Raw genomic sequence first — 26740 nt, 5'->3', positions numbered from 1 at the left:
AGCAGCCCATTCTTGATAACGAACGAGTCGATTGTGCGGCCATAAGTGGCAAAACCCATCCCATCTACGCCTATCTCTGCAGATTTATGGCGTTCTTCGCTCAAGTCGTTACACTGCGCCGGCCATTTATCTATTCCCCCGAGGCCGCGTACATGAAATTTCGTTTTTTGCTCTGGATGCTGGGCTTTCTGATGGGCAAAGCCAGCCGTAAGAATCCTGCATTTCAGCAACAATTGGCTGAAAAGGATCTGGTGTTCCAGTTGCAAACCCTGGACGGCAAAGTGGCCCGTCATTTCAAGGTTAAAAACCAGCGCATCACCAGTCACAGCGGCATGTACCCCGAGCCTGCGTTTGCTATCGCCTTCAAAGATGCCGCCTACGGCTTCGCCACGCTGCAAGCGAAAAACAAGCAGTTGGCGTTTATGACCGGGATTCAGGACAAGTCGATTCAGATCAAGGGCAACCCAGCGCTGGTAATCTGGTTCCAGGGCCTGACCAAGTACCTCAAGCCGCGTAAAAAACCGAAGGTTTAAGCGTTACGGGTATTTGTAGCAGCTGCCGAAGGAACGAGGCTGCGTTCGATTGCGGAGCGATCGTAAATCCTGAACATACGGTTTTTCTATAAAAACCCATGACCTGGTTATACGACGGCTGTGCCGCCGGACGCAGCCTCGTTCCTTCGGCAGCTGCTACGTGAAGCATCAGTTCTGGCTGAACTTCGCCGCCATTTCACGCAGCAACACCTCGGCCTCAAGCACTTTGCCGACCACCGCTTCAGCCTTGTCGCGAGGCACGCCCAAGCGGTCAAACAATGCATCCGGCAATGGCGTACAAGCCCCCTGCCCAATGCCGCGACTACGCAGCAACCCCAGCGCTACGCACACCAGATTCGGAAATTGCGCGTCTGTGCCGACGTAGTCCGGATCGTGCTGAAAACGCACCGCTATCGCCAATTCGTCCGGCATTTCCCAAAAACCCATCAACCAAGCGCCCATCTGCTCACGGCTGATACCCAGCAAGTGCTGTTCGATCACGCTATGACTGACGTGGGGATTAACTTCAAGATGACGGCAAATCAGCGAAAAATGCGGCGGAAACACATAGGCCAGCAGCAAATAACCAAAGTTGTGCAGCAGCCCCGCCAGGTAAGTCAGGCCGACTTCAGGGCGATGCTCACGAGGCATGGCACGGGTCAGCCCTTCAATCACCGCAGCGGTGTAGATCGACTGCTGCCAGTACGGAGTACTCGACTGCGGGTGATCCTTGGGCAAGCTCAGGGTTTTACCCAACGACAGGCTAAGCGCCAGGTTGATCACTAGATCAACCCCCAGCACCCGCACAATGGCGTCTTCAACCGAACGGATCTTGCTCTGTGACGCGTAGTACGAGGATGACGCCCAGCTCAAGACTTGTGCCGCTAGAGCCGGGTCAGTTTCGACAACGCTGGTCACTTCGTCGATGGTGACTTCAGGGTCGGAGCGCAACCGCATGATTTTGCGCACGCTCTCTGACAGCGGCGGCAGCTCGATGGTAGCTTCAAGTCGTTGCTGAATACGCCGTGCGGTAAATGCCTGGACCGCCTGGGTGATTGCCTCACCGTCGTCACCGGCATGATCCCGGTTGAGTTCGATCGTGCTCAAGGGCACACCAAAACGACCGGCACTGGCGTTGCTGAGCAGGCGTTTGAAGTCCTCCCGGGGAATTTCCAGCATTATCCCCGGTTCGCCGGCGCTGATGAGCAGCGAAGGCTGCAACAGCAATTGCTCTTCGTACAGGCAGGGTGAGTTGGTCAGCGCTGGCAAACCGGGCAGCAGGCTCAGGCCATGTTTGTCGAGCAGAAGTTGCAGGCGATCCGGCGCAACGGCGGTCATGCGGCGTCCGATCAAGTCGGCCAGCCGGTTCAGATCAAGCAAATGGCTCTGCGTATACAGCACCATCAGGGCGCCCACCGAATCATCGAGCAGTACGGCCTGCACCTTGCGCGCCGGGTCAAGCCCAGGGTGATCGGTAACTTCGCGGTAAGCGATGGCCAAGTCACCGAGCAAGCGCCCGATAACAGATGGCGTGCTCGCAACGGCAGGGGCGCTGGCAACTTCAGTCATGGTCTGCATCCGTTCTCTACAACTCAAATTTGATAAGCCGTTACTTGATCGGCCGCAGAGCCATTTCCTGAATGATATTTACACCTGACCGTATTGCTGACCGTGCCGCAGCCAGCGATCCAGCAAGGGGCTGACGTGGCTCGGCCAGCGCTCAATCAACGCCTGGGCAGCCTCGCGCACGGCGGGCAGCAGGTCGGCATCGCGCATCAGGTCGGCGACCTTGAACTGCAGAAGGCCGGTCTGGCGGGTGCCGAGCATCTCGCCGGGGCCGCGCAGTTCAAGGTCTTTTTCAGCAATCACGAAACCGTCGTTGGTCTCGCGCATGATACCCAGGCGCTGACGGCCAATTTGTGACAGCGGCGGGTGATACAGCAACACGCAGTGGCTCGCGGCGCTGCCCCGGCCGACACGCCCACGCAATTGGTGAAGCTGGGACAGCCCCAGACGCTCGGGGTTTTCGATGATCATCAGGCTGGAATTGGGCACGTCGACGCCTACTTCAATCACCGTGGTCGCCACCAGCAATTGCAGTGCACCGGCCTTGAACTCGGCCATGACCGCGGCCTTTTCCGCAGCTTTCATACGCCCGTGGATCAAGCCGACGCGCAATTCGCCCAAGGCGCTGGAAAGGTCTTCGTAGGTGGTTTCAGCGGCCTGGCAGGTCATCTCTTCCGATTCCTCGATCAGGGTGCAGACCCAATAAGCCTGACGCCCTTCCGCGCACGCCGCACGCACTCGCTCGATCACTTCGAGGCGCCGCGTGTCGACTACCAGCACGGTGTTGACCGGGGTTCGGCCAGGCGGCAGTTCGTCGAGGATCGAGGTATCGAGGTCGGCGTAGGCACTCATGGCCAGGGTGCGCGGGATCGGGGTCGCGGTCATGATCAACTGGTGCGGACACATGACGCCGCCCACGCCCTTGTTGCGCAGGGCCAGACGTTGCTGTACGCCGAAGCGATGTTGTTCGTCGATGATCACCAGCGCGAGGTTCTTGAACTGCACATGGTCCTGAAACAGGGCGTGGGTGCCGACAACCATAGGTACGCCGCTGGCGATTTGCTCCATCGCCGCCACACGGGCCTTGCCCTTGAGCTTGCCGGCCAGCCAGGCAACTTCAAGCCCCAAAGGCTCCAGCCAGCGCTTGAAGTTGATGAAGTGCTGTTCGGCGAGAATTTCCGTGGGGGCCATCAGTGCCACCTGATAGCCCGCTTCAAGCGCCTGCAAGGCCGCCATCGCCGCGACGACCGTCTTGCCGGAGCCTACGTCGCCCTGAATCAGGCGCAGCATGGGCTCGGGCTGGCTGAGGTCGTAGGCAATTTCGTTGCCGACCCGGCTCTGTGCGCCAGTCGGCGGAAAACCCAAATTGGCGAGAAACTGCACCGGCAGCTTTTTCGCCTTGGGCAAGGCGGGCGCCTGCTGGGAACGCAAGCTCTCACGCAGACGCTGCTGGGACAGTTGGTGAGTCAGCAGTTCTTCAAAGGCCAAGCGGTGCTGCGCCCAGTGATGGCCCAGGGCGAGCTCTTCGACGTCTGCATCGGCGGGCGGCTGATGCAAGTAGCGAATGGCTTGGTCCAGCGGGGCCAATTGGTAGTCCTTGGCCAGTTCTGGTGGCAACCAGTCGGGCAGGCTACGCGGACCGAGCATGGCCAGGCTTTGCTGGCTGAGCTGGCGCAGACGTTGCTGGGTCAGGCCTTCGGTTGTGGGATAAATCGGTGTCAGCGTGGTATCGACGGGTGGCGGCTCATCGCCCGTGATGGCGCGGTATTCGGGATGATAAATCTCCAACCCCGAAGCACCGGGGCGAGCCTCGCCATAGCAACGCACTTCGGTGCCGCGCTTGAGGCTGTCTTTTTGCGCATTGCTGAAGTGATAGAAGCGCAGGCTCAGGCCGCCGGTGCCATCGTTGATCCGCACCAGCAAGCTGCGGCGCTTGCCCATGACCACATCAGCACCGATGACCCGGCCTTCAACCACCGCATCCTGTCCGGGGCGCAGGGCGCCAATCGGCACCACGCGGGTACGGTCCTGATAGCGCAACGGCAAATGGAACAGCACGTCCTGGACGTTTTCCAGCCCGACCTTGGCCAATTTCTCGGCCATAGCCTCGCCCACGCCCTTGAGCGCGGTGACCGACACTTTCGACAACTCGGTCATCGGCAGGCTTACTTCGCGGCAGGCGGCTTGGCCACCGAACACAGGCGGATCGAGTCAGCGAGAATTTCAATCGCCTTGGGCCGCGGAAAACTCGCGCGCCAGGCAATGGCCACCGTGCGGAACGGTACCGGCGGGGTCAACGGACGCACGGCCAGAATGCCGGGAGCGTAGTGGTGACTGTCGACGGCCGACAACGGCAGGATCGAAATACCCAGGCCTGAAGCCACCATATGACGGATGGTTTCCAACGAACTGGATTCAACCGTGGTGTGCATGGCGCCATCATTGCCTTTGGCCACGGTCGGGCACGCTTCAAGCACCTGATCACGGAAGCAGTGACCTTCGCCCAGCAACAGCAGGCTCTTGTCGTTGAGCAGGCTGGCGTCGATGGTGTCTTTCTTGGTCCAGGGGTGTTCGCTGGGCATCAGCACGTAAAACGGCTCGTCGTACAGCGGCAAGGTCAACACGTCTGCTTCATGGAACGGCAGGGCGATGATGATCGCGTCCAGCTCACCGTTGCGCAGTTTGTCGCGCAGGACGTGAGTGAAGTTTTCTTCGATATACAACGGCATCTGCGGAGCGACCCGATGCAGTTGTGGAATCAGGTGCGGGAACAGGTACGGGCCCACGGTGTAGATCGCGCCCACTTTGAGCGGGGCGGTCAGTTGGTTCTTGCCAGCTTGGGCCAGCTCGCGAATGCCCTGGGCCTGCTCCAGCACCTTCTGTGCCTGGGCCACAATGGTTTCACCCACCGGGGTCACGCGCACGGCGCTTTTGCTGCGCTCGAAAATCAGCACACCGAGTTCGTCTTCCAGTTTTTTCACACCTACCGACAGGGTCGGCTGGCTGACGTGGCAACGCTCAGCGGCATGGCCGAAGTGTTGCTCTTGGGCGAGGGTAACGATGTAGCGTAATTCTGTAAGCGTCATAGCGGGCGTCCCTGTGGTTGCGGGCCAAGCATAGCGGCTGCAATCGATAGACGCACGTTATCAGACATTACCCTCAGAGCTACAGTAGCCAATCATTGAATGACTGGTTTTTTATCCATACTGCAGATGCATAAAGGGCACCCTGAGGTGCCCTTTATGATGTTATCGCCGACGTTTATCGATGGAATAAACGAACGGTGCCACGATCTCGATGCTGCCATTGGTCAGCATCTCGGGCGGCGGCTTGGGCAATGGTTGTGCCCGGCGAATCATTTCCAGGGTGGCCCGGTCCAGATCAGCATTGCCGGAGCGCCCTACCAACTCGTAGGACAGCACCTTGCCTTCAGCATCCACCACGAAGCGCAGACGGTTCAGGCCTTCCTTGCCACGGGATTGCGCAGCAGGCGGGTACTTTTTGTACTTGCCCAAGTGGTTCAGCAAAGTACCTTCCCAACTGGCTTTGGCCGCCAGTTGTTGAGCCGATGGCCCTGGGGCCGGTGCGGCGGACTTCTCGCTGGTGTTCTTGGTCGGCGTCGCGTCGCTGGGTTTCTCTTCTGAAGGCTTCTCTTTGACCGGTTCCTGTTTCTCCACAGGCTTGGGCGGTTGAGGCTTTTGCTTGGGTTTGACCGGCTTGGGTACAGAAATCTTCGGTTTAGGCGCTTCGGCCAGCTTGGGTATCGGCAACTCTTCCACTGGCGCCGGGGGTTGTGGTGGTGTCACCACTTTAGGCGGCGCAGGTGGAGGCGGTGCGGGCAGTGGTGCCAGATCAACCATCATCGCCTGTGGCGGAAGTTCGATCGCGCGCGGGCTGGACCATTGCAGGGCAAGAATCACTGCCACTGCATGTACACCCAATACCACGGCCAGGCTGGTTGCGTAACGCGTCATCTTTTGGCGCGCTATGGTCATTTCTTGGCTGCCGTCTCAAGTCCGACCAGACCCACCTTCAAGTAACCGGCTGCGCGCAAAGCATCCATCACGCTCATCAGGTCACCGTAATCCACGCCTTTGTCAGCCTGGAAGAAGATCGTCGTGTCTTTGTTGTTGTGGGTCCTGGCATCCAGGGTCGGGCCCAGGGCTTGAACCGTAACCGGCTCTTCACCCAGATACAGGCGCTGGTCAGCTTTGACACTGAGAAATACCGGTTTCTCGGGACGAGGTGCCGGTTTGGCACTCGACGCTGGCAGGTCAACCTTGATATCTACAGTGGCCAGCGGTGCTGCCACCATGAAGATGATCAGCAGTACCAGCATCACGTCAATAAAGGGGGTGACGTTGATTTCATGGTTCTCGGCGAGATCGTCATCGCCTTCTTTTAAATGCAGGCCCATGGCCGATTACCCCACTTTCACCATGTGCGGTTGCGAGCTACGCTCGGGCGGCAAGTGATCGAGGTCACGGCTAACCAACAGCAACACTTCAGCAGACGCATCAGCCACCTGAGCCTTGTAGCCGGTGATGGAGCGGGCGAAGACGTTGTAAATCACTACCGCAGGGATCGCTGCAACCAGACCCAGTGCCGTGGCCAGCAGGGCTTCGGCAATACCCGGTGCAACAACGGCCAGGTTGGTGGTTTGAGTTTTAGCGATACCGATAAAGCTGTTCATGATGCCCCACACGGTACCGAACAGGCCGACGAACGGCGCAGTGGAACCGATGGTGGCGAGCACGCCCGTGCCGCTGCTCATGTTGCGACCGCAAGCCGCCACCAGACGCTCAAGACGGAAGCTCACACGCTCCTTGATGCCTTCTTTTTCGCGGCTATTGGCCGACAGACGCATTTCTTCGAGCGCGTCCTGGACCAACAAATGGGCCAGGGTGCCTTCTTTGGCCGCAGATTCGCTGGCTTCCTTAAGGGTACGGGCTTTTTTCAGGTTGGCGATTTCAACGCGCAGACGACGCTTGGCGCCCAGGACTTCAAAGCCTTTGGCAATCCAGATCGTCCAAGTAATGATCGAAGCGATAGCCAAGCCGATCATCACGATCTTGACGATGATGTCCGCGTTTTTGTACATGCCCCAAGGCGACAGGTCATGGGCCATGCCCAGGCTGTTGTCGTCTTCGGCACTGATTTGCGGTGCGTTATCGGCAGGGGCAACTGCACCTTCAACCAGTGTAGGATCTGTCGCACCTGGTGTTGCAACAGGTGCCGGAGCAGCAGCTTCAGTGGCAGCATGCACGGCTGGGGTGGCAGGTTCGTCGGCAAATGCCGCGACAGGTGCCAGCATCAAGCTGAACATCAGTGCCACAACCCCACGCCAGACGCGTGTTGGGCTCAAAGGCTGGGTTGGCGAAGCGGTGGGATGATTGCGTGTCATGCTAGCCGGACCTGAGAAAAGTAATGAGGTAATGCCCTACAACGCGGTGTAAGACCAAGGGCAAAATGATGGGTTATTATTGCAAGTAATTCTTGTTAACAAAAGCAATAGCATCTGTTTTTTTCGAAAGTCACGACTTAGGTCGTGTCCATTTACGTCACTTTGTAACTTTTCATTAGGAATTCTGCGATGTCCCAAGCCTCTGTTTTGATCGTCGGATGCGGCGATATCGGGAGCCGCCTGGCTGTTCAGTTGCTCGATAAAAACTGGCAAGTGCATGGCCTGCGGCGCTCCATCGACCGGTTGCCTGCAGGCGTCATCGGGGTAGAGGGCGACTTGTTCAGCGAGCACTGCCCGCAGCAATGGCCAACGGGTCAGATCGACTATGTGGTGTACAGCGCGGCAGCGACCGAGCATGACGAAGCGGGTTATCAGGCAGCGTATGTCCAAGGGCTGAAAAACACGCTGAACTGGCTTGAGCAAAACGGTCAGCGGCCAAAGCGCCTGTTGTTTGTGTCCAGCAGCAGCGTTTTTGCCCAGAAGGATGGGGAGTGGATTGACGAGACATCCCCTGCCCAAGCGTCGAACTATTCGGGCCGGATCATGCTCGATGCCGAGCAGGTGGCACTCAACAGCGGCCTTGCGGCCAGTGTGGTGCGTCTGACCGGGATCTACGGGCCGGGCCGCGAGTGGATGCTGGGGCAGGTGCGCAAAGGTTATCGAGTGGCCGTTGACCCACCGATGTATGGCAACCGGATTCATGCCGATGATGCTGGCGGGTTTTTAGCTTTTTTGCTTGAGGCAGACCGCGAGGGCAAAGCGCTGGATGATTGCTATATAGGCGTTGATAACGCGCCGGTGCCTCTGGCTGAGGTCGTGGGTTGGTTGCGCGAGCGTTTGGGTATTACCGAATGGGCCGCCGAAACCAGTACGCGCCGGGCGGGCAGCAAGCGCTGCAGCAATGCCCGCGCCAAGGCGCTGGGCTGGGAGCCGCGCTACTCGAGTTATCGCGAGGGCTATGCCCAAATTTTGGATGGGAAGGCGTAGGCTGACGCGAAACCTGTAGCCGCTGCCGAAGGCTGCGACAAGGGCCGCAGGACCTTCGATTTCAGTAAAAACCGGGGGTTCCACGCGACCCATCGCAGCCTGCGGCAGCGGCTACATAGCGCGGTTTTTGGCGATCAACTACAGCTTTTCCAGGGACCACTCGAGCTTGCCTGGGTAAAACTGAGGCATATCATCGGGCTCGGCGGAATCCAGCGCCTGGAAGATTTCAAGCCTAGGGCCATTGCGGACAAAAATGTGCGCTGCGCCAATCTCACCTTGTTGCAACCAGAGGCTGTCGTGTTCGCCACTCATCGAAGCGCAGTCACCCGCCAGGCACAGTACGTAATTCTGGGTGTTGGGCAAGCCGTTGACTTGGCCGTCGGCTAAAAAGGTCACCTGATTACCCTTGCCCATGCCGCTGGTCACACGCCACTGGCCACCCAAATAGGCAGAATTGAGTGCTGTTTCAAAGCTTGCACCCAGCGGTGCGTCGCTTGCAGCAGTGATCCGTGGACGAACGAAAGGTTGGCGCGGCTCGGCATCAGTCTCGCCCTGGATCAACTCTTCACCTTCCAGGCTCAGGCCCGTGGAGCTGCTCCCATAAAAGCTGACCTGCCACGTACCATCGTCTTCAGGTATCAACTTGCCTTCAACCGACTCAAAGCCGTTGGTGTAATTGGCCGTAGCGTTTTTGGCGTCGATATCCCACTCAAGGTTTGGCCCATAAGCCAGCAGGGCTTCACGCAAATTACCGCCATGGGCAGCTGCGTCGATTGCAGCCTGGTTGATCCAGACACCACTGATGTCGCGGTGAGCGGGTTTGCTGGCACAACCACCCAAAACAACGGCGAGTAGTGACAACACGAGCGCTTTGCGCATGGTGGGATCCTTTTGAAACAAGGAAGAGCGAGGGTTGGCGCAGCATGAAGAGGCTGCGCCGAGGGTGTTACTCAAGTACCAGAATAGCGTCCATCTCAACCTGCGAACCCTTTGGCAGGGCTGCAACGCCGATGGCGGCGCGGGCCGGGTAAGGCTGTTCGAAGTATTTACCCATGATTTCGTTGACCTTGGCGAAGTGACTCAGGTCCGTCAGGAAGATGTTCAGCTTGACGATGTCCTTGAACGAACCACCAGCAGCTTCAGCCACCGACTTCAAGTTTTCGAAAACCTGGATGGTCTGTGCTTCAAAGCCTTCAACCAGCTCCATGGTTTTTGGGTCCAGCGGGATTTGACCGGACATGTAGACAGTATTGCCAGCTTTGATCGCCTGAGAATAAGTACCGATTGCAGCAGGTGCCTTGTCGCTGGTGATAACAGTCTTGGACATGGGTGACTCCTTGTAATTAGATGGCTACGCACGCATACGAGTGATGCGGATAACCCCGGTAAGGGCGCGCAGTTTTTTGATCACGCGAGCCAGGTGCACGCGGTCGTGCACACTGACTACCAGTTGGACCACGCTGATGCGACCATCGCGTTCGTCCATGCTGATCTTTTCGATGTTGCCGTCGGCGGCGTTGACGCTGCTGGCCAGCAGCGCAATCAGGCCGCGCTGGTGCTCCAGCTCGACGCGCAACTCGACGTTGAATTCGCCGGTAACGTCCTTGGCCCACGAAAGCTGGATGCATTTTTCGGGGTTGTGGCGGATTTCACTGATATTGCGGCAGTTGTCCAGGTGCACAACCATGCCTTTACCCGCAGACAGGTGGCCGACAATCGGGTCACCCGGAATCGGCGTACAGCATTTCGCGTAGCTGAGCACCAAACCTTCGGTACCGCGAATCGCCAGCGGACCTTCCGGGCTCGGCAACGCCTCGCCTTCGCCCAGCAAGCGGCGCGCAACCACATAGGCCATGCGATTGCCAAGACCGATGTCTTCGAGCAAGTCTTCGATCTGTTCCAGGCGGTATTCCTGCAGCATCGCCTGAATACGCTCGGCCGGGATTTTCTCCAGCGCGCTGTTGAAACCGTTCAGTACCTTGTTCAGCAGGCGTTCGCCCAGATTGACCGACTCGGAACGGCGCTGCAGCTTGAGCGCATGCCGAATGTGCGTACGCGCCTTGCCGGTAACCACAAAGTTGAGCCATGCCGGATTGGGGCGGGCACCGGGAGCGCTGACGATCTCGACCGTGGAGCCACTTTGCAGTGGTTCGGACAACGGCGCGAGACGGCGATTGATCCGGCACGCAATGCAGCTGTTGCCGACGTCGGTGTGCACCGCGTAAGCGAAGTCGACCGCCGTGGAGCCTTTTGGCAGCTCCATGATCCGGCCTTTGGGCGTGAACACATAAACCTCGTCCGGGAACAGGTCGATCTTCACGCTTTCGATAAATTCGAGGGAGTTGCCTGCGCGCTGCTGCATTTCCAGCACGCCCTTGACCCATTGCCGCGCCCGGGCGTGAGTGCCCGTGTGCTGCTCGTCACCACTGGATTTGTAGAGCCAGTGAGCGGCGATACCGTTGTTGGCCATTTCTTCCATTTCACGGGTACGGATCTGAATTTCGATCGGTACGCCATGCATGCCAAACAGCGTGGTATGCAACGACTGATAGCCGTTGGCTTTGGGAATGGCGATGTAGTCCTTGAAACGCCCCGGCAGGGGTTTGTACAAATTATGTACAGCACCCAGCACTCGGTAACAGGTGTCGACCTTGTCGACGATGATCCGGAACGCGTAAACGTCCATGATCTCGTTGAAGGCCCGACGCTTGCCGCGCATCTTTTTATAGATGCCGTAGATATGCTTTTGACGACCGCTGACTTCGCCCTGAATGCCGTCGATGGCCAGACAGTGACTTAGCGATTCTTCAATTTTGTTGACGATTTCCTTGCGATTGCCCCGGGCGCGTTTGACCGCCTGATAAATGCGCGCGGAGCGCATCGGATACATCGCCTTGAAACCGAGGTCTTCGAATTCGATACGAATGCTGTGCATACCCAGCCGATTGGCAATGGGTGCATAGATTTCCAGGGTTTCCTTGGCAATCCGTCGGCGTTTTTCGCCGGACAGCACTTCGAGGGTACGCATGTTGTGCAGACGGTCAGCCAGCTTCACCAGGATCACGCGGATATCGCGTGCCATGGCCATGGCCATCTTCTGGAAGTTTTCAGCTTGGGCTTCGGCCTTGGTTTCGAAGTTCATCTGAGTCAGCTTGCTGACTCCATCGACCAGATCGGCCACGGTTTCGCCGAACTGCGCGACCAGCGCTTCCTTGGCAATACCGGTGTCTTCAATGACGTCATGCAGCATGGCCGCCATCAGGCTCTGATGGTCCATATGCATATCGGCAAGGATGTTTGCCACTGCCAGCGGATGCGTGACATAAGGCTCGCCGCTACGTCGGCGTTGGCCGTCGTGGGCTTGTTCTGCGTAGAAGTACGCCCGGCGGACCAGATTGACCTGGTCCGGGCCGAGGTACGCCGACAAGCGATCGGCGAGGGCGTCTATGCTCGGCATGAGGAAACCTCCTGCCAAAACTTTTTACCCTTCGCCGTGCTACGTCGACCGGGCATAGGCTTAGTTCGCCTCGTTGGACTCGTCCTCGAACGCTGCGAACAGCGGTTCGTCTTCGACGATTTCAGCGTTGGCGATAAACTCGTAGCTCATCAGGCCTGCAGCGATTTCACGCAAGGCAACAACAGTAGGCTTGTCATTTTCCCACTCGACCAAAGGCTCTTTACCGCCGGTGGCCAGTTGACGGGCACGCTTGGTAGAGAGCATGACCAGCTCAAAGCGGTTATCCACGTGTTCTAGACAGTCTTCAACGGTTACGCGGGCCATGGTCTTCCTCGTAGCAAATGCAATATGCGCGCTGCCCGGATGGGCAAGCGGACTAAACAGTTTAAAAAATCACCAGCCAATAGGGAAGCGCTGATTTTTCGGGCACTGCCCCAAAAACCTCTGTAACCGCCAATGTAAAGCCCTTACAGGGGTTTTGGGAAGAGTTGTTTAACCGAGCAGTTCGGCCAGTAATTTGCCAAATCGCTGCTGCTGACGTTTTTGCTGGAGCCGATTGGCGCGGAAAATGGCCTTCAGATCCTCAAGCGCCAGGGCGAAATCGTCATTGATGATCAGGTAGTCATAGTCGACATAGTGGCTCATTTCGCTCACGGCTTCGCGCATCCGGCCGTCAATGATCTCGTCGCTGTCCTGACCACGATTATCCAGTCGCTGGCGCAGCGCTTCCTGGCTAGGCGGCAAGATAAAGATCGAACGCGCCTGCGGCATCAGCTTGCGAACTTGCTCGGCACCTTGCCAGTCGATTTCCAGAATCAGGTCATGACCTTCATCCAGGGTCTGCTGCAAATGGCTTTGCGAGGTGCCATAAAGGTTGCCGAACACCTCGGCGCGCTCCAGGAAGTCACCGTGCTCGATCATTTTCACGAACTCTTCGCGCTCGACAAAATGATAGTTCACGCCATTCACTTCACCTGGGCGCATGGCGCGAGTGGTGTGCGAAACCGAAACCCGGATTTGCGGCTCAACGTCGATCAACGCTTTGACCAGGCTGGTCTTGCCTGCGCCCGAAGGGGCAGAAACGATATAAAGGGTGCCAGTGCTGTGGGTCATGTCAGGGAATGCCTTACTCAATATTCTGTACTTGTTCACGCATCTGCTCGATCAACACTTTGAGGTTGACCGCCGCTTGGGTGCTGCGTGGATCGAATGCCTTGGAGCCCAGGGTATTGGCCTCACGGTTCAGCTCTTGCATCAGGAAGTCCAGGCGCCGACCCGCAGCACCAGCGGACTTGAGCACGCGCCGTACTTCAAGAATATGGGTGCTCAGGCGATCCAGTTCTTCAGCCACGTCGCTTTTTTGCGCCAGCAAGACCATTTCCTGCTCAAGACGCTGCGGATCAAGCTCGGCCTTCATGTCGGCAAAGCGATCGAGGACCTTTTGACGCTGGGTGGCGAGCATCTGTGGCACCAACTCGCGCAGAGTCTCGACGTCGCCTTCAATGGCGGTCAAACGCTCGCTGATCAAGCGCGCCAGCTCCGCGCCTTCGCGCTCGCGACCATTTTTGAGCTCTTGCAGACCTTGCTTGAACAACGCCAGCGCCTGAGTGTTCAGGGCTTGCGGATCGCTGGCGTCCGCCACCAAAACACCGGGCCAAGCCAGCACTTCCAGCGGGTTGAGCGGGGCCGGTTGCTTGATCAGGCTGGCAATGGTCTCGGCAGCTGCCACCAGTTGCGCGGCGCGCTCACGGTCGACTTGCAACGGTTTGCCGGTGGTTTCTTCGGTGAAGCGCAAGGTGCATTCCAGCTTACCCCGCGAAATCCCCTGACGCAGCGCTTCACGCACCGCACCTTCGAGGTCACGGAAAGATTCAGGCAGACGCAGGTGCGGCTCCAGGTAGCGGCTGTTGACCGAACGCAGCTCCCAACTCAGGGTGCCCTGAGTGCCAACGCTTTCGACGCGGGCAAAGGCGGTCATGCTGTGCACCATGGACGGTACCTCGCGATCTGATGAAATAAGCCTGACGGCAATTAAGGCGAAGGATTGTAACGCAGTGCAGTGGGTGGCCCCAAATGGCGTCTGTCGTAAAGGCACTTAAACCTGTAACCGCTGCTGCAGGCTGCGATAAGAGCCGCAGGACCTGCGCTTTAAATGTGAAGAGCGGGGTCGCTACGCAACCCATCGCAGCCTGCGGCAGCGGCTACAGGATTGGATTGCTTTAAAAATGTGCCCTGTTGGTCTACGGCCTTTATAATGCTCGGCAGTTTTCCGTCCCGTACAGGTATCCCACATGAAACGTCCAAGTGGTCGCGTTGCCGATCAGCTCCGCCCGATCCGCATCACCCGCAACTACACCAAACACGCAGAGGGTTCTGTACTGGTCGAGTTCGGTGACACCAAAGTCATCTGTACCGTCAGCGTCGAGAACGGCGTACCACGCTTCCTTAAAGGTCAGGGCCAGGGTTGGCTGACTGCCGAATACGGCATGCTGCCACGCGCCACCGGCGACCGTAACCAGCGTGAAGCCAGCCGCGGCAAGCAAGGCGGACGCACCCTGGAAATCCAGCGCCTGATCGGTCGCTCCCTGCGCGCCGCGCTGGACATGTCCAAGCTGGGCGATATCACCCTGTACGTCGATTGCGACGTAATCCAGGCGGATGGCGGCACCCGCACCGCGTCCATCACCGGCGCCATGGTTGCTCTGGTAGACGCTCTGAAAATCATCAAAAAGCGTGGCGGCCTCAAGGGCGGCGACCCTATCAAGCAGATGATTGCAGCGGTATCGGTGGGCATGTACCAAGGCGTACCGGTGCTTGACCTGGACTACCCTGAAGACTCGGCAGCCGAAACCGACCTGAACGTGGTAATGACCAGCTCAGGCGGTTTCATCGAAGTACAGGGCACTGCCGAAGGCGCACCGTTCCAGCCTGAAGAGCTGAACGCCATGCTGGCATTGGCACAAAAAGGCATGAACGAAATTTTCGCCCTGCAACAAGCTGCATTGGCCGACTAATTAGCCGGATTGACTGTCAAAGCCTTCAAACGACCTACCGGAGAACGCCATGAGTGAGCTGGACCTTTCAAAACCAGAACCGAGCCGAGACGCTCGCAAATGGGCCATGTTCTGTCATTTTTCGGCGTTCCTCGGGATGTGGTTTCCGTTTGGCAGCCTGATCGGCCCGCTGATCCTGTGGCAGGTAAAGCGCGAGAGCGATCCCTTTATCGATGACCAGGGCAAGGAAGCAATGAACTTTCAGATCACCGTGGCAATTGCTTCGGCCATTTGCTACGTGCTGATGTTCGTGCTGGTCGGCTTCGCCTTGCTCGGCCTGGTGCTGATCGGGGCAGTGGTGCTGGTGGTGATAGCCGGGGTCAAGGCCAATGACGGAGTGGTTTACCGCTACCCCTTCACCTGGCGCCCGCTCAAGTAACAATTCCGAGCCTGTAGACGCTGCCGCTGGCGGTGGGGGCTACAGGTTTAGACCAAAAAAATGCCCGTATCTTTCGATACGGGCATTTTTTATGACGGCGAAAAAACACTTAGATTGTCAGTGTCCAGTCGTAGTCCACGATCAATGGCGCATGTTGCGAGAAGCGTGGCTGACGCGGCAAACGAGCGCTTCGTACAAAGCGGCGCAAGCCCGGTGTCAGCAACTGGTAGTCGAAACGCCAGCCCAGATTCAGCATCTCGGCCTGTTCGTTGTCCGGCCACCAGCTGTACTGGTCGCCTTCGCGGCTGACTTCACGCAGGGCATCGACATAGCCCATGTTGCCGACAATCTCATCCATCCAGGCCCGTTCAGGCGCCAGGAAACCAGGCGATTGCTGGCTGTCACGCCAGTTTTTAATGTCGAGTTTCTGCTGCGCCACATACAGCGAGCCGCAGTAGATGTACTCACGACGCTTGCGACGCTGCTTATCCAGATAGCGTGCAAAGTCGTCCATTAGCTTGAATTTTTGATTCAAGTCTTCATCGCCATTCTGCCCCGAAGGGAGCAGCAAGGTCGCGATGCTGACCTTATCGAAATCGGCTTGCAGGTAGCGCCCGTAGCGATCGGCCGTCTCGAAGCCAAGCCCGGTGATGACTGCTTTCGGTTGCAACCGCGAATACAAAGCCACACCGCCTTGGGCAGGGACTTCAGCTTCACAGGCATAAAGAAAGTAGCCATCGAGCTGGTAGGCTGGATCGTCCAGTTCAAAGGCGGAGGCGCGGGTGTCCTGCAGGCAGATAACGTCGGCATTCTGAGCTTGCAGCCAACTGAGCAAACCGCGCTCGACTGCCGTCTGAATACCATTGACGTTCACACTGATGATCCGCATAAATGGCCCCAAAAATCACGTGCGTGTATGATACACGCGGTCTTACTAATTAGCTAAATCCGTGGTATCTGGGGCTTTTTTCATGCAAGCGTATCAGCGCGACTTCATCCGTTTTGCCATCGATCGCGGCGTACTGCGCTTCGGTGAGTTCACCCTGAAGTCGGGGCGTACCAGTCCTTACTTCTTCAATGCCGGCCTGTTCAACACAGGTTCTGCGCTGGCTCAACTGGGGCGCTTCTATGCGGCCGCCATCGTTGACAGCGGCATTTCCTTCGACGTGCTCTTTGGCCCGGCCTACAAGGGTATCCCCTTGGCTGCGACCACCGCCGTCGCGCTGGCCGAGCACCACGATCGCGATCTGCCATGGTGTTTCAACCGCAAGGAAGCCAAGGCCCACGGCGAAGGTGGCAGCCTGGTCGGCTCGCCGCTTGAAGGCGATATCCTGATCATCGACGACGTGATCACGGCCGGCACCGCCATCCGTGAAGTCATGCAGATCATTCAGGCTCAGGGCGCCAAGGCGGCAGGCGTGATGATTGCCCTGAACCGCCAGGAGCGCGGCAATGGGGAGCTGTCGGCAATCCAGGAAGTCGAGCGCGACTTCGGCATTCCGGTCATCAGCATCGTTTCGTTGAACCAGGTTCTGCAGTACCTGGCCGAAGACGAAACGCTCAAGCAATACCTGCCAGCCGTTGAAGCGTACCGGGCGCAGTACGGGATTTAACTCCCCGCCCATGAAAAAGCCCCGCCCGGATCGCTCCGGGCGGGGCTTTTTTGTTCTGCTTAAGCCGGTTTGCTGTTGGTAATCAACGTACCCACACCAGTGTCGGTGAAGATTTCCAGCAACACCGCATTCGGCACGCGGCCGTCAACGATGTGCGCGGTAGTCACACCACCTTGCACAGCTTCCAGCGCGCAACGGATTTTTGGCAGCATGCCGCCGTAAATGGTGCCATCGGCAATCAGGTCATCCACCTGAGCAGTGGTCAGACCGGTCAGCACCTTGCCTTCCTTGTCCATCAAGCCCGCAATGTTGGTCAGCAACATCAGCTTCTCGGCCTTGAGGGCTTCGGCAACCTTGCCAGCCACCAGGTCCGCGTTGATGTTGTAAGACTCACCGTTTGCGCCTACGCCAATCGGCGCGATCACCGGGATAAAATCACCCTTGGTCAGCATATGCAGCAGGTCGGTATTGATGCCGATGACTTCGCCCACATGACCGAAGTCGATGATTTCTGGCGTGGTCATTTCCGGTGTCTGACGGGTCACAACCATCTTTTTGGCGCGAATCAGGGTTGCATCCTTACCCGTCAGACCAATGGCGCTGCCGCCATGGCGATTGATCAGGTTGACGATTTCCTTGTTCACATGACCGCCAAGCACCATCTCCACCACATCCATGGTTTGCGAGTCAGTGACCCGCATCCCGTCGATGAAATGACTCTCGATGGACAAACGCTTGAGTAGATCACCGATCTGCGGCCCACCACCGTGTACCACGACCGGGTTGATACCCACGGCTTTCATCAACACGATGTCACGGGCGAAACCGGTTTTCAGGTCATCGTTCTCCATAGCGTTGCCGCCGTACTTGATCACCAGCGTCTTGCCGACGTAACGGCGAATGTAGGGCAGCGCTTCGGACAAAACCTTGGCGACGTTGGAGGCGGCATCACGTTCGAGGGTCATTCAGGGCTCCGGTAAAACTAGTCGATCAAAACGGTAGTGGGAGATCAGGGGCCACACGCTTCAGTTGAGCGTGAAAGACGTCCTTGATGCGTTGCAGTTCGGCCTCGGTTTCGGCCTCAAATCGCAGCACCAGCACCGGGGTGGTGTTGGACGCGCGAACCAGACCCCAGCCATGAGGGTAGTCAACCCGCACACCATCAATGGATGTCAGCTCGGCGTCGTCCCCCCATTGGGCGTCGTGCAGAGCTTCAATGATGCTGAATTTGCTCTCATCCGTCACATCGATATTGATTTCTGGCGTAGAAATATCGTTCGGGAAGGTCTCAAACAGCTCTTCGGCCGTCACCTGGCGCTTGCTGAGGATCTCCAGCAGGCGCGCGGCGCTGTAAATACCGTCATCGAAACCAAACCAGCGCTCTTTGAAAAAGATATGCCCGCTCATTTCACCAGCCAGCAGGGCACCGGTTTCTTTCATCTTCTTTTTGATCAACGAATGACCGGTCTTCCACATCAGTGGGCGACCGCCATTTTCCTTGATCAACGGGATCAGACGACGCGTGCATTTCACGTCGAATATGACCTCGGCCGTAGGGTTGCGTTGCAATACATCCTGAGCAAACAGCATCAGCAAATGATCTGCGAACACTATGGTGCCTGCATTAGTCACCACGCCCACGCGGTCAGCATCACCATCAAAGGCCAGCCCGATATCGGCATTGGTTTCTTTGACTCTGGCGATCAGGTCCAGCAGATTTTCAGGCTTGCTAGGGTCTGGATGGTGGTTGGGAAAGCTACCATCCACTTCGCAGAACAGCGGGATCACTTCACAGCCAAGGGCTTCAATCAATTGCGGTGCGATCACGCCGGCTACGCCGTTGCCGCAGTCCACCACCACTTTCAAGCGTTTGGCCAACTTGATGTCCCGGGTAATCACATCGGCGTAGCGCGGTAAAATATCAACGCGCTCGATGCTGCCTTCGCCCCAGGTCAGGTCGTTGGTTTTCAGTCGCGTGTGCAGCGCGGTGATTTGTTCGTCCGCCAGCGTATCGCCCGCGATCACGATTTTAAAACCGTTGTAGTTTGGCGGGTTATGGCTGCCCGTGAGCATCACACCCGACTTGCCCGCCAACACGTGAGTTGCGTAATACAGAGCAGGTGTAGGCACCAGCCCCACATCACTGACCTTGCAGCCACTGTCCGCTACACCCTGGATCAAGCGCTCGACCAGCTCAGGACCGGACAAGCGTCCATCCCGGCCCACCGACACATGCGGTTCACCCTTGGCCAAACTCTCTGCACCGATGGCACGGCCTATCCAGTACGCGGTCTCAGGGGTCAAGGTTTGCGGGACCACGCCACGAATGTCGTAGGCGCGAAAAATGCTGTCAGGGAATTTTGGCGGGACCGAAGCGGGGCTAGTCATTGCGGGTGGGACTCCACGCTCAGAGGATTCAGTAAAACGTTTAAGGTCAGGCATCACGCCTGACCTGATACTGCAAAATCAGAGCTTGCCGGAATGGCCAAAACCACCAGCGCCACGCTGGCTTTCATCGAATTCTTCGACCAGTTCAAAGTGAGCCTGCACCACCGGTACCAGTACCAACTGAGCAATACGCTCGCCGATCGTGATGTTGAATGCGGTTTGGCCACGGTTCCAGCACGACACCATCAGTTCGCCCTGGTAATCGGAGTCAATCAGGCCGACCAGGTTACCCAGCACGATTCCGTGTTTGTGGCCCAGGCCCGAGCGCGGCAGGATCAGCGCGGCAAGGCCCGGATCGCCGATATACACCGACAGACCCGTCGGGATCAGCAGGGTCTGGCCCGGCTCCAGAACGGTGTCTTGTTTAAGCATGGCGCGCAGGTCAAGGCCTGCAGAACCTGGGGTGGCGTACTGTGGCAGCGGAAATTCGTTACCAATGCGTGGATCGAGGATTTTGGCTTGCAAAGCGTGCATACGAGTTAAACCTGGTTCAGACGTTCGGCGATAAAAGTGATCAGCTGGCGGGCAATCTTGCCCTTGCTGGTCTGGGCAAACACAGTGGCGTGCAGTTCGCGGTCAATCACGCTGCACGCGTTTTCCTCGCTGTTGAAGCCGATGCTGGGGTTAGCCACATCGTTGGCCACAATCAGGTCGAGGTTTTTGTCTTTGAGCTTGCGCGCAGCGTAATCGAGCAAGTGCTCGGTCTCTGCAGCAAAACCGACACTAAAAGGGCGATCAGGGCGCGAAGCGATGGTGGCCAGAATGTCTGGATTGCGCACCATCTGCAGCAACAGGCCGTCACCCTTGGTAGGGTCTTTCTTGAGCTTTTGCGGGGCTACGACTTCCGGGCGGTAGTCTGCAACTGCAGCGGATGCAATAAACACATCACAGGGAATCGCCGCCTCACAAGCTGCGAGCATGTCCCGGGCACTGACCACGTCGATGCGGCTAACCCGATCCGGGGTCGGCAAGTGAACCGGGCCTGTGATCAAGGTTACGCGAGCACCGGCTTCAACTGCCGCTTCGGCCAGAGCAAAGCCCATTTTCCCGGAGCTGTGGTTGGTGATGTAGCGCACCGGGTCGATGTTTTCCTGGGTCGGGCCAGCAGTAATCAGTACGTGCTTGCCGGTCAGCACCTGACGCTGAAAGCACTCGGCGGCGCAGTGCACCAGATCATCTGCTTCCAGCATGCGACCAAAGCCTACATCTCCGCAGGCCTGGCTCCCGGAGGCCGGGCCAAATACGCGCAAACCGCGGCTCTCAAGCAATCGGGTATTGGCCTGGGTAGCCGGGTCACGCCACATGGCCTGGTTCATTGCAGGCGCGATGGCGACCGTTGCATCAGTGGCGAGCACCAACGTGGTCAGCAGATCATTGGCCAAGCCTTGGGCAAGACGAGCGATAAGGTCAGCGGTCGCCGGGGCGATCAGTACCAGATCGGCCCACTTGGCCAGTTCGATGTGGCCCATGGCCGCTTCAGCCGCCGGATCGAGCAAATCCAGATGAACGGGGTGCCCGGACAACGCCTGCATGGTCAGAGGGGTGATGAATTCGCTGCCGCCGCGGGTCATCACAACCCGTACTTCCGCGCCTTGGTCCAGCAGACGACGAACCAGCTCTGCACTCTTGTAAGCCGCGATGCCGCCGCCGACGCCCAAAACAATGCGTTTTCGATACAGCCGCTGCATAGGCCTGCCTTTTAGTTCGATGATGACTGCGCGGAAAATGGCCAAATGCCACGCAAAAATGATGGGCTAAGATAACACAGCGCCTGCCAGGGAACAGCGGCGCCCACTCACAAGGAGGTGTTATGAGCATTCGAGATTGGCCCGCGGCCGAGCGCCCGCGCGAGAAGCTTTTGCAGCACGGATCATCCAGTCTTTCCGACGCCGAGTTGCTGGCAATTTTCCTGCGCACCGGGGTTTCGGGCAAAAGCGCAGTTGATCTGGCGCGTCATTTACTCACCGAGTTCGGCAGCCTGCGGGCCTTGCTCGAAGCCGATCTACGCGCATTCTGCCGCCAGCTCGGGCTGGGCCCCGCCAAGTTCAGCCAGTTGCAGGCGGTACTGGAAATGAGCCGTCGTCACCTGGCCGAGCGCCTGCGCCGCGACAGTGCTCTGGAGAGCCCGCAAGCGGTTCGCGACTATCTCAAGTCGCTGCTGCGCCATGAGCCGCACGAGGTTTTTGGCTGCCTGTTTCTAGACTCAAAACACCGCATGCTGGCCTTTGAAATACTCTTTAGAGGCTCCATCGACAGCGCCAGCGTTTACCCACGCCAGGTGGTCAAGCGCGCACTTGCGCACAATGCCGCAGCGGTAATTTTCTGCCATAACCACCCCTCCGGTATCACCGAGCCGAGCCAGGCCGACCGCACCTTGACCAAACGCTTGACCCAAGCGCTGGATCTGATCGAAGTGCGGGTGCTGGATCATTTTATTATCGGCGATGGCCAGCCGCTTTCAATGGTCGAGCACGGCTGGATATAAGGCTCAAGGCTTGACGCTGACCGTCGAAAAGTCCTGACGCCCAAATGGACTTACCTGATAACCCTGTACGTCTTTACGGGTGAGTGCGTAAGCCGTTGGGTGCGCCAGTGGCAGCCACAGCGCCTGCTGCTGAATCAGCGCTTGAGCCTTCTGATACAACGCGCTGCGCTTATCCTGATCGCTGAGGGTTTTACCCTGACTGATCAGACCGTCCAGAGTCTTGTCGCAATAACGCGCAAAGTTAGTCCCGGACTTCACTGCCGCACATGAAAACTGCGGCGTGAGGTAATTATCCGGGTCGCCGTTATCACCGGCCCAGCCCATAAACAGCAGATCATGCTCGCCCGCCTTGGCGCGACGAATCAGCTCGCCCCACTCGATAACCCGAATATCGGCCTTGACCCCAACCTTGGCCAAATCAGCCTGCAGCAACTGCGCTCCCAGGCTCGGGTTCGGGTTGAGCACGCTGCCTGATGGGCGCGTCCAGATAGTGGTTTTAAAACCATCTTTAAAGCCCGCCTTGGCCAGCAATTCACGGGCTTTTTGCGGATCGTGCGCGTAACCCGGCAAGTCCTTGGCGTAACTCCAGGTCGTGGCCGGGTAAATACCATTGGCGGCCTGTGCGCTGTTCTCGAATACGGCCTTGAGGTAAGTCTGCTTGTCGAAGGCCAGATTGATCGCCTGACGCACTTCAGGCTTGTCCAGTGGTGGATGTTGACTGTTGATCGCCACAAACGCAGTCATGAAGGCCGGGGTTTGTGCCACCGCCAACGCGGGATCCTTGGCGGCAGCTTCCACATCCAGCGGCTTGGGCGAGAGTGCAATCTGGCACTCATTGCGGCGCAATTTCTGGAGCCGTACGTTGGCGTCCGGGGTGATCGCAAAAATCAGCCCATCAACCGCTGGCTTGCCCGCAAAGTAGTCGGGGTTGGCCTTGTAGCGCACCACTGCATCTTTCTGGAATCGACTGAACACAAAAGGCCCGGTGCCAATCGGCTGGCTGTTCATCAACTCGGGAGTACCCGCCTTCATCAACTTATCGGCATATTCGGCCGAGTAGATTGACGCGAAACCCATGCTCAAAGCCGGTAAGAAGGTCGAGTCCGGGTGGCTTAGAGTGAAACGCACGGTCAGCGGGTCTGGGGTTTCAATCTTTTTGATCAGCTCGGGCAACTGCAAGGATTGTGCGTGGGGGAAACCGCTTTGAGCCACTTTGTGCCACGGATTGGCGGGATCAAGCATGCGTTCAAAACTGAAACGCACGTCATCGGCATTCAACTCTCGGCTCGGGGTGAACCAGGCCGTGCTGTGAAACTTGACCCCGGGACGCAGCTTGAAGTCGTATACAAGGCCATCAGGAGACACTGACCAGCTTTGCGCCAGACTGGGCACCAGCTTTGCGGATTGAGCGTCAAAATCCACCAGACGGTTCATCAGGACGTCTGCCGAGGCATTGGTGGTGCTGAGCGAGTTGTACTGCACCACATCGAACCCTTCAGGGCTGGCCTCGGTACAAACACTCAAGGTGGCCGCCTGAACTAGCGGGCTCAGGCAAAAGGTGAGCAAAAAGGGGACGGCAGCGAGGCGCATGATCTGTTTCCTTTACAAGTCGATGAGGCCCATCTGCAAGTGCAGTCTGGAAAAGGCTAACCCTAGTGCTCTAATAGAAAAATGACTACTTTTTAATGGCTGTAACCGCTGCCGAAGGCTGCGAAAAGGCCCGCAGAGCCTTCAATTATCGTGAAAACGCGACCCTTTTGTGCTCGCTCGCAGCCCTCGGCAGCGGCTACAAGCCGAGATTAATACCTGAACCCTTGTACCCCGCGACGAGCGGTAAATCGCTGTAAGGCATAGACGCCGCGTGGATTGGCGTTAAAATGGCGGCTTCATTAATTACAGCAAATCACACTGCTTGTTGTTGCTCTTTAGTCTTTCTGGTATAAAGCAGCGCTCTTTTCTAGGGGCCCGGTTCCTGCGTTTGTAGGTGTAGCCGGTAAGACCCTTAAAGAAACGCGGCGCCTGGCGCCATGACTGAGAGATTAAGCGGCCAACCCATGCCGGGTTGGGCATGTGGTTTTAGAGGGCTGAGGCATGTCGAGAGTCTGTCAAGTTACCGGTAAGGGTCCGGTGACTGGGAATAACATTTCCCACGCAAATAACAAAACCCGTCGTCGTTTCCTGCCGAACCTGCAGCATCACCGCTTCTGGGTTGAAGAAGAGAAACGTTTCGTACGTCTGCGCGTATCTGCTAAAGGCATGCGTATCATCGACAAGCGTGGCATTACTGTCGTGCTGGCCGAAATCCGCCGTGCTGGCAAGATCTAAGGGAGCTAATCATGCGTGAATTGATCCGTTTGGTGTCGAGCGCTGGTACAGGCCATTTCTACACCACTGATAAGAACAAGCGCACCACTCCGGACAAAATCGAAATCAAAAAATTCGATCCGCGGGTTCGCAAGCACGTGATCTACAAAGAAGCCAAAATCAAGTAATTGGTTTTTCTTCTTACGAAAAAGGCCCATATCTCACGATACGGGCCTTTTTTGTGCTCGCGAACAAAACAAAAAGCCCTGCCATCAATACATGGCAGGGCTTTTTTTATTCCGGGCCAGTAGCCTCAGGATTTCTGTTCAAACACCACGTAAATTTTCCGACATGGTTCCAGCACCTCCCACGTGCCCTTGAAACCAGCCGGGATCACAAAGCGATCACCTGCCCGCAGAGTCTTGGCGTTACCTTCCTGGTCACGCAAAACTGAAACGCCCTGCACGATTTCACAGTATTCATGCTCGGTGTAATTGACCGTCCACTGGCCCACAGCACCTTCCCACACACCAGCGCTCATCTGCCCACACGGGCTGTTGTAATGGTTGTGGATAACTTGTTCGGGGCTGCCTTTAAGCACCTTTTCGGGTGCAGGGCTGAAACGGTCAGCCTGGGTATTGGCAGTGCTGAAGTCGACTACGCTTGCGATGCTCATAATTGTTATCCCCCCGAAATTGCGGCGTGTGTGGTCAGTAAAACCAAAGTCTATGTTTATTAAAACGAACAAGCCATGCCGTTTGCGACACATGTGTCAAATATATTGAAAGTTCGTGGGCCACTGGTTTAGGGTGGCGCATGTCTCGTGCCAGTCAATTTAGTGGACTGGACAGCATCCCTGACGCGCCACATGAAAAAGCCGGCGCTTCTATTTTTAACAAGAGGAGGACACTCGAATGACCACCCTGACGCGTGCTGACTGGGAACAACGGGCCCAACAGCTGAAAATCGAAGGTCGCGCCTACATCAACGGTGAATACACCGACGCGGCCTCCAGTGAAACGTTCGAGTGTCTGAGCCCGGTCGATGGCCGCTTGTTGGGCAAGGTTGCCAGCTGCGATAGCGCAGACGCCCAACGCGCCGTAGAAGTTGCCCGCAAGACCTTCGAATCTGGCGTCTGGTCGCGCCTGGCCCCGGCCAAGCGCAAAGCTGCAATGATCCGCTTTGCTGGCCTGCTCAAGCACAACGCCGAAGAACTGGCCCTGCTTGAGACCCTGGACATGGGCAAACCAATCAGCGACTCACTGGGCATCGACGTGCCCGGCGCAGCCGGTGCGCTGAGCTGGAGCGGCGAAGCCATCGACAAGATTTACGACGAGGTTGCTGCTACCCCGCACGATCAGCTGGGCCTGGTGACCCGTGAGCCGGTGGGCGTTGTCGCTGCCATCGTGCCGTGGAACTTCCCGCTGATGATGGCCTGCTGGAAACTGGGCCCGGCTCTGTCGACCGGTAACTCGGTGATCCTCAAGCCGTCCGAAAAATCCCCACTGACCGCCATCCGTATCGCCGCACTGGCTGTTGAAGCCGGTATCCCGGCAGGTGTATTTAACGTGCTGCCAGGCTATGGCCATACCGTCGGCAAGGCTCTGGCCCTGCACATGGACGTCGATACGCTGGTGTTCACCGGTTCGACCAAGATCGCCAAGCAGTTGATGATCTACGCGGGCGAATCCAACATGAAGCGTATCTGGCTCGAAGCCGGCGGCAAGAGCCCGAACATCGTCTTTGCCGACGCACCGGACCTGCAAGCGGCTGCCGAGTCGGCTGCCAGCGCCATTGCCTTCAACCAGGGCGAAGTCTGTACCGCCGGTTCGCGCCTGCTGGTCGAGCGCTCGATCAAGGACAAATTCCTGCCGCTGGTGATCGAGGCCCTCAAAGGCTGGAAGCCGGGCAACCCGCTGGACCCGGCAACCACCGTGGGTGCTCTGGTTGATACCCAGCAAATGAACACCGTGCTGTCGTACATCAAGGCTGGCCACAGCGAAGGCGCAAAACTGGTAGCGGGCGGCAACCAAATCCTGCAAGAAACCGGCGGAACCTACGTTGAACCGACCATTTTCGACGGCGTTAGCAACGCAATGAAAATCGCCCAGGAAGAAATCTTCGGCCCGGTGCTTTCGGTCATCACCTTTGATAGCGCAGCAGAAGCCATCCAGATTGCCAACGATACGCCATACGGCCTGGCGGCTGCGGTGTGGACTGCGGACATTTCCAAGGCTCACCTGACGGCCAAAGCCTTGCGCGCCGGTAGCGTCTGGGTCAACCAATACGATGGTGGCGACATGACCGCTCCGTTTGGTGGTTTCAAACAGTCGGGCAATGGCCGTGACAAGTCACTGCACGCATTCGACAAGTACACCGAGCTGAAGTCCACCTGGATCAAGCTGTAACAGCATAAACGCAACACCCTGTGGGAGCGGGCTTGCCCGCGAT

27 protein-coding genes and 1 pseudogene are annotated in these 26740 nt (G+C 57.7%); 9 read left to right on the top strand and 19 right to left on the bottom strand.

Annotated elements, in window-relative coordinates:
- Positions 1 to 152 precede the first annotated feature (152 nt).
- Complete coding sequence (locus tag U5A05_RS01160; RefSeq protein ID WP_261740466.1) at positions 153 to 533, top strand: helicase; 381 nt, start codon at positions 153 to 155, stop codon at positions 531 to 533.
- A 168-nt stretch (positions 534 to 701) separates the two neighbouring features.
- On the opposite strand, the gene U5A05_RS01155 is transcribed toward U5A05_RS01160, so the two are convergent.
- The 6 genes from U5A05_RS01155 to exbB all read right to left on the bottom strand — a co-directional run bounded on the left by U5A05_RS01155 (position 702) and on the right by exbB (position 7503).
- The gene (locus tag U5A05_RS01155; protein ID WP_321835295.1) at positions 702 to 2102 is read right to left on the bottom strand and encodes an aminoacyl-tRNA deacylase and HDOD domain-containing protein; all 1401 of its coding nucleotides are present in this window, start codon (positions 2100 to 2102) and stop codon (positions 702 to 704) included.
- Positions 2103 to 2180: 78 nt separating this feature from the next.
- Complete coding sequence (recG, locus tag U5A05_RS01150) at positions 2181 to 4256, bottom strand: ATP-dependent DNA helicase RecG (RefSeq protein WP_261742529.1); 2076 nt, start codon at positions 4254 to 4256, stop codon at positions 2181 to 2183.
- Positions 4257 to 4264: 8 nt separating this feature from the next.
- Positions 4265 to 5185 (bottom strand): hydrogen peroxide-inducible genes activator, encoded by a 921-nt coding sequence (locus U5A05_RS01145; protein ID WP_321835293.1) that lies wholly within the window; start codon positions 5183 to 5185, stop codon positions 4265 to 4267.
- Between the two features lie 162 nt (positions 5186 to 5347).
- The gene (locus tag U5A05_RS01140; protein WP_261740463.1) at positions 5348 to 6094 is read right to left on the bottom strand and encodes a TonB family protein; all 747 of its coding nucleotides are present in this window, start codon (positions 6092 to 6094) and stop codon (positions 5348 to 5350) included.
- Positions 6091 to 6516 (bottom strand): TonB system transport protein ExbD, encoded by a 426-nt coding sequence (exbD, locus tag U5A05_RS01135; protein ID WP_261740462.1) that lies wholly within the window; start codon positions 6514 to 6516, stop codon positions 6091 to 6093. The genes U5A05_RS01140 and exbD overlap by 4 nt, the downstream gene beginning before the upstream one ends.
- Positions 6517 to 6522: 6 nt before the next feature.
- Positions 6523 to 7503, bottom strand: coding sequence for a tonB-system energizer ExbB (gene exbB / locus U5A05_RS01130; protein WP_321835292.1), 981 nt, complete (start codon positions 7501 to 7503; stop codon positions 6523 to 6525).
- A gap of 189 nt (positions 7504 to 7692) precedes the next feature.
- Between exbB and U5A05_RS01125 the strand changes: the two genes are divergently transcribed.
- A complete protein-coding gene (locus U5A05_RS01125; RefSeq protein WP_321835290.1) occupies positions 7693 to 8550 on the top strand; it encodes an SDR family oxidoreductase in 858 nt (285 codons plus the stop codon).
- Positions 8551 to 8688: 138 nt separating this feature from the next.
- Here U5A05_RS01125 and U5A05_RS01120 read toward each other — a convergent pair whose 3' ends face one another.
- From U5A05_RS01120 to U5A05_RS01095, 6 genes are all read right to left on the bottom strand, one after another.
- Positions 8689 to 9429 carry a hypothetical protein gene (locus U5A05_RS01120; RefSeq protein ID WP_261740459.1) on the bottom strand — a complete coding sequence of 247 codons (741 nt, stop codon included), beginning with the start codon at positions 9427 to 9429 and terminating at the stop codon, positions 8689 to 8691.
- 67 nt (positions 9430 to 9496) lie between these two features.
- A complete protein-coding gene (locus U5A05_RS01115) occupies positions 9497 to 9877 on the bottom strand; it encodes a RidA family protein (protein WP_153432836.1) in 381 nt (126 codons plus the stop codon).
- Between the two features lie 24 nt (positions 9878 to 9901).
- Positions 9902 to 12007, bottom strand: a complete 2106-nt coding sequence (spoT, locus tag U5A05_RS01110; RefSeq protein WP_261740458.1) for a bifunctional GTP diphosphokinase/guanosine-3',5'-bis pyrophosphate 3'-pyrophosphohydrolase — start codon at positions 12005 to 12007, stop codon at positions 9902 to 9904.
- 60 nt (positions 12008 to 12067) lie between these two features.
- Complete coding sequence (rpoZ, locus tag U5A05_RS01105) at positions 12068 to 12331, bottom strand: DNA-directed RNA polymerase subunit omega (protein ID WP_003437783.1); 264 nt, start codon at positions 12329 to 12331, stop codon at positions 12068 to 12070.
- A gap of 168 nt (positions 12332 to 12499) precedes the next feature.
- Positions 12500 to 13120, bottom strand: a complete 621-nt coding sequence (gmk, locus tag U5A05_RS01100; protein ID WP_095027645.1) for a guanylate kinase — start codon at positions 13118 to 13120, stop codon at positions 12500 to 12502.
- A 13-nt stretch (positions 13121 to 13133) separates the two neighbouring features.
- On the bottom strand, positions 13134 to 13997 hold the full coding sequence (locus U5A05_RS01095) for a YicC/YloC family endoribonuclease (protein ID WP_321835284.1): 864 nt from the start codon (positions 13995 to 13997) through the stop codon (positions 13134 to 13136).
- 301 nt (positions 13998 to 14298) lie between these two features.
- Here U5A05_RS01095 and rph point away from each other — a divergent pair, with 301 nt between their 5' ends.
- A complete protein-coding gene (gene rph, locus U5A05_RS01090) occupies positions 14299 to 15021 on the top strand; it encodes a ribonuclease PH (RefSeq protein ID WP_016782701.1) in 723 nt (240 codons plus the stop codon).
- 49 nt (positions 15022 to 15070) lie between these two features.
- The gene (locus tag U5A05_RS01085; RefSeq protein WP_261740456.1) at positions 15071 to 15439 is read left to right on the top strand and encodes a DUF4870 domain-containing protein; all 369 of its coding nucleotides are present in this window, start codon (positions 15071 to 15073) and stop codon (positions 15437 to 15439) included.
- 109 nt (positions 15440 to 15548) lie between these two features.
- Here U5A05_RS01085 and U5A05_RS01080 read toward each other — a convergent pair whose 3' ends face one another.
- Complete coding sequence (locus U5A05_RS01080) at positions 15549 to 16328, bottom strand: exodeoxyribonuclease III (protein WP_003437806.1); 780 nt, start codon at positions 16326 to 16328, stop codon at positions 15549 to 15551.
- Positions 16329 to 16410: 82 nt separating this feature from the next.
- Here U5A05_RS01080 and pyrE point away from each other — a divergent pair, with 82 nt between their 5' ends.
- Positions 16411 to 17052 carry an orotate phosphoribosyltransferase gene (pyrE, locus tag U5A05_RS01075; protein WP_016782697.1) on the top strand — a complete coding sequence of 214 codons (642 nt, stop codon included), beginning with the start codon at positions 16411 to 16413 and terminating at the stop codon, positions 17050 to 17052.
- A gap of 59 nt (positions 17053 to 17111) precedes the next feature.
- Here pyrE and argB read toward each other — a convergent pair whose 3' ends face one another.
- The 4 genes and pseudogenes from argB to coaBC form a co-directional block, all read right to left on the bottom strand.
- On the bottom strand, positions 17112 to 18017 hold the full coding sequence (argB, locus tag U5A05_RS01070) for an acetylglutamate kinase (RefSeq protein ID WP_261740455.1): 906 nt from the start codon (positions 18015 to 18017) through the stop codon (positions 17112 to 17114).
- Between the two features lie 25 nt (positions 18018 to 18042).
- A pseudogene (locus tag U5A05_RS01065) lies at positions 18043 to 19416 on the bottom strand (phosphomannomutase/phosphoglucomutase); the annotation flags it as partial.
- A 102-nt stretch (positions 19417 to 19518) separates the two neighbouring features.
- A complete protein-coding gene (dut, locus tag U5A05_RS01060) occupies positions 19519 to 19974 on the bottom strand; it encodes a dUTP diphosphatase (protein WP_019828201.1) in 456 nt (151 codons plus the stop codon).
- Positions 19975 to 19979: 5 nt separating this feature from the next.
- Positions 19980 to 21188 (bottom strand): bifunctional phosphopantothenoylcysteine decarboxylase/phosphopantothenate--cysteine ligase CoaBC, encoded by a 1209-nt coding sequence (gene coaBC / locus U5A05_RS01055; RefSeq protein WP_261740454.1) that lies wholly within the window; start codon positions 21186 to 21188, stop codon positions 19980 to 19982.
- Between the two features lie 122 nt (positions 21189 to 21310).
- Here coaBC and radC point away from each other — a divergent pair, with 122 nt between their 5' ends.
- Entirely contained in the window at positions 21311 to 21985 is a 675-nt protein-coding gene (radC, locus tag U5A05_RS01050; RefSeq protein ID WP_321835282.1) for a RadC family protein, read from the top strand.
- 3 nt (positions 21986 to 21988) lie between these two features.
- Here radC and U5A05_RS01045 read toward each other — a convergent pair whose 3' ends face one another.
- Positions 21989 to 23575 carry an ABC transporter substrate-binding protein gene (locus U5A05_RS01045; protein WP_321835281.1) on the bottom strand — a complete coding sequence of 529 codons (1587 nt, stop codon included), beginning with the start codon at positions 23573 to 23575 and terminating at the stop codon, positions 21989 to 21991.
- 501 nt (positions 23576 to 24076) lie between these two features.
- Here U5A05_RS01045 and rpmB point away from each other — a divergent pair.
- Both rpmB and rpmG read left to right on the top strand, forming a co-directional pair.
- Positions 24077 to 24310, top strand: a complete 234-nt coding sequence (gene rpmB, locus U5A05_RS01040) for a 50S ribosomal protein L28 (RefSeq protein ID WP_019410280.1) — start codon at positions 24077 to 24079, stop codon at positions 24308 to 24310.
- Positions 24311 to 24321: 11 nt separating this feature from the next.
- Entirely contained in the window at positions 24322 to 24477 is a 156-nt protein-coding gene (rpmG, locus tag U5A05_RS01035) for a 50S ribosomal protein L33 (protein ID WP_003437824.1), read from the top strand.
- Between the two features lie 125 nt (positions 24478 to 24602).
- Here rpmG and U5A05_RS01030 read toward each other — a convergent pair whose 3' ends face one another.
- Positions 24603 to 24965 carry a cupin domain-containing protein gene (locus tag U5A05_RS01030; protein WP_261740451.1) on the bottom strand — a complete coding sequence of 121 codons (363 nt, stop codon included), beginning with the start codon at positions 24963 to 24965 and terminating at the stop codon, positions 24603 to 24605.
- Positions 24966 to 25203: 238 nt separating this feature from the next.
- Between U5A05_RS01030 and U5A05_RS01025 the strand changes: the two genes are divergently transcribed.
- Positions 25204 to 26697 (top strand): aldehyde dehydrogenase, encoded by a 1494-nt coding sequence (locus U5A05_RS01025; protein ID WP_321835275.1) that lies wholly within the window; start codon positions 25204 to 25206, stop codon positions 26695 to 26697.
- The last annotated feature ends 43 nt before the right edge of the window (positions 26698 to 26740 follow it).

This window comes from Pseudomonas kulmbachensis (assembly GCF_963681935.1).
Taxonomy (GTDB): domain Bacteria; phylum Pseudomonadota; class Gammaproteobacteria; order Pseudomonadales; family Pseudomonadaceae; genus Aquipseudomonas; species Aquipseudomonas kulmbachensis.
Note: the sequence above shows the minus strand (reverse complement) of the source record. Positions and strands in the feature narration are given on the sequence as shown.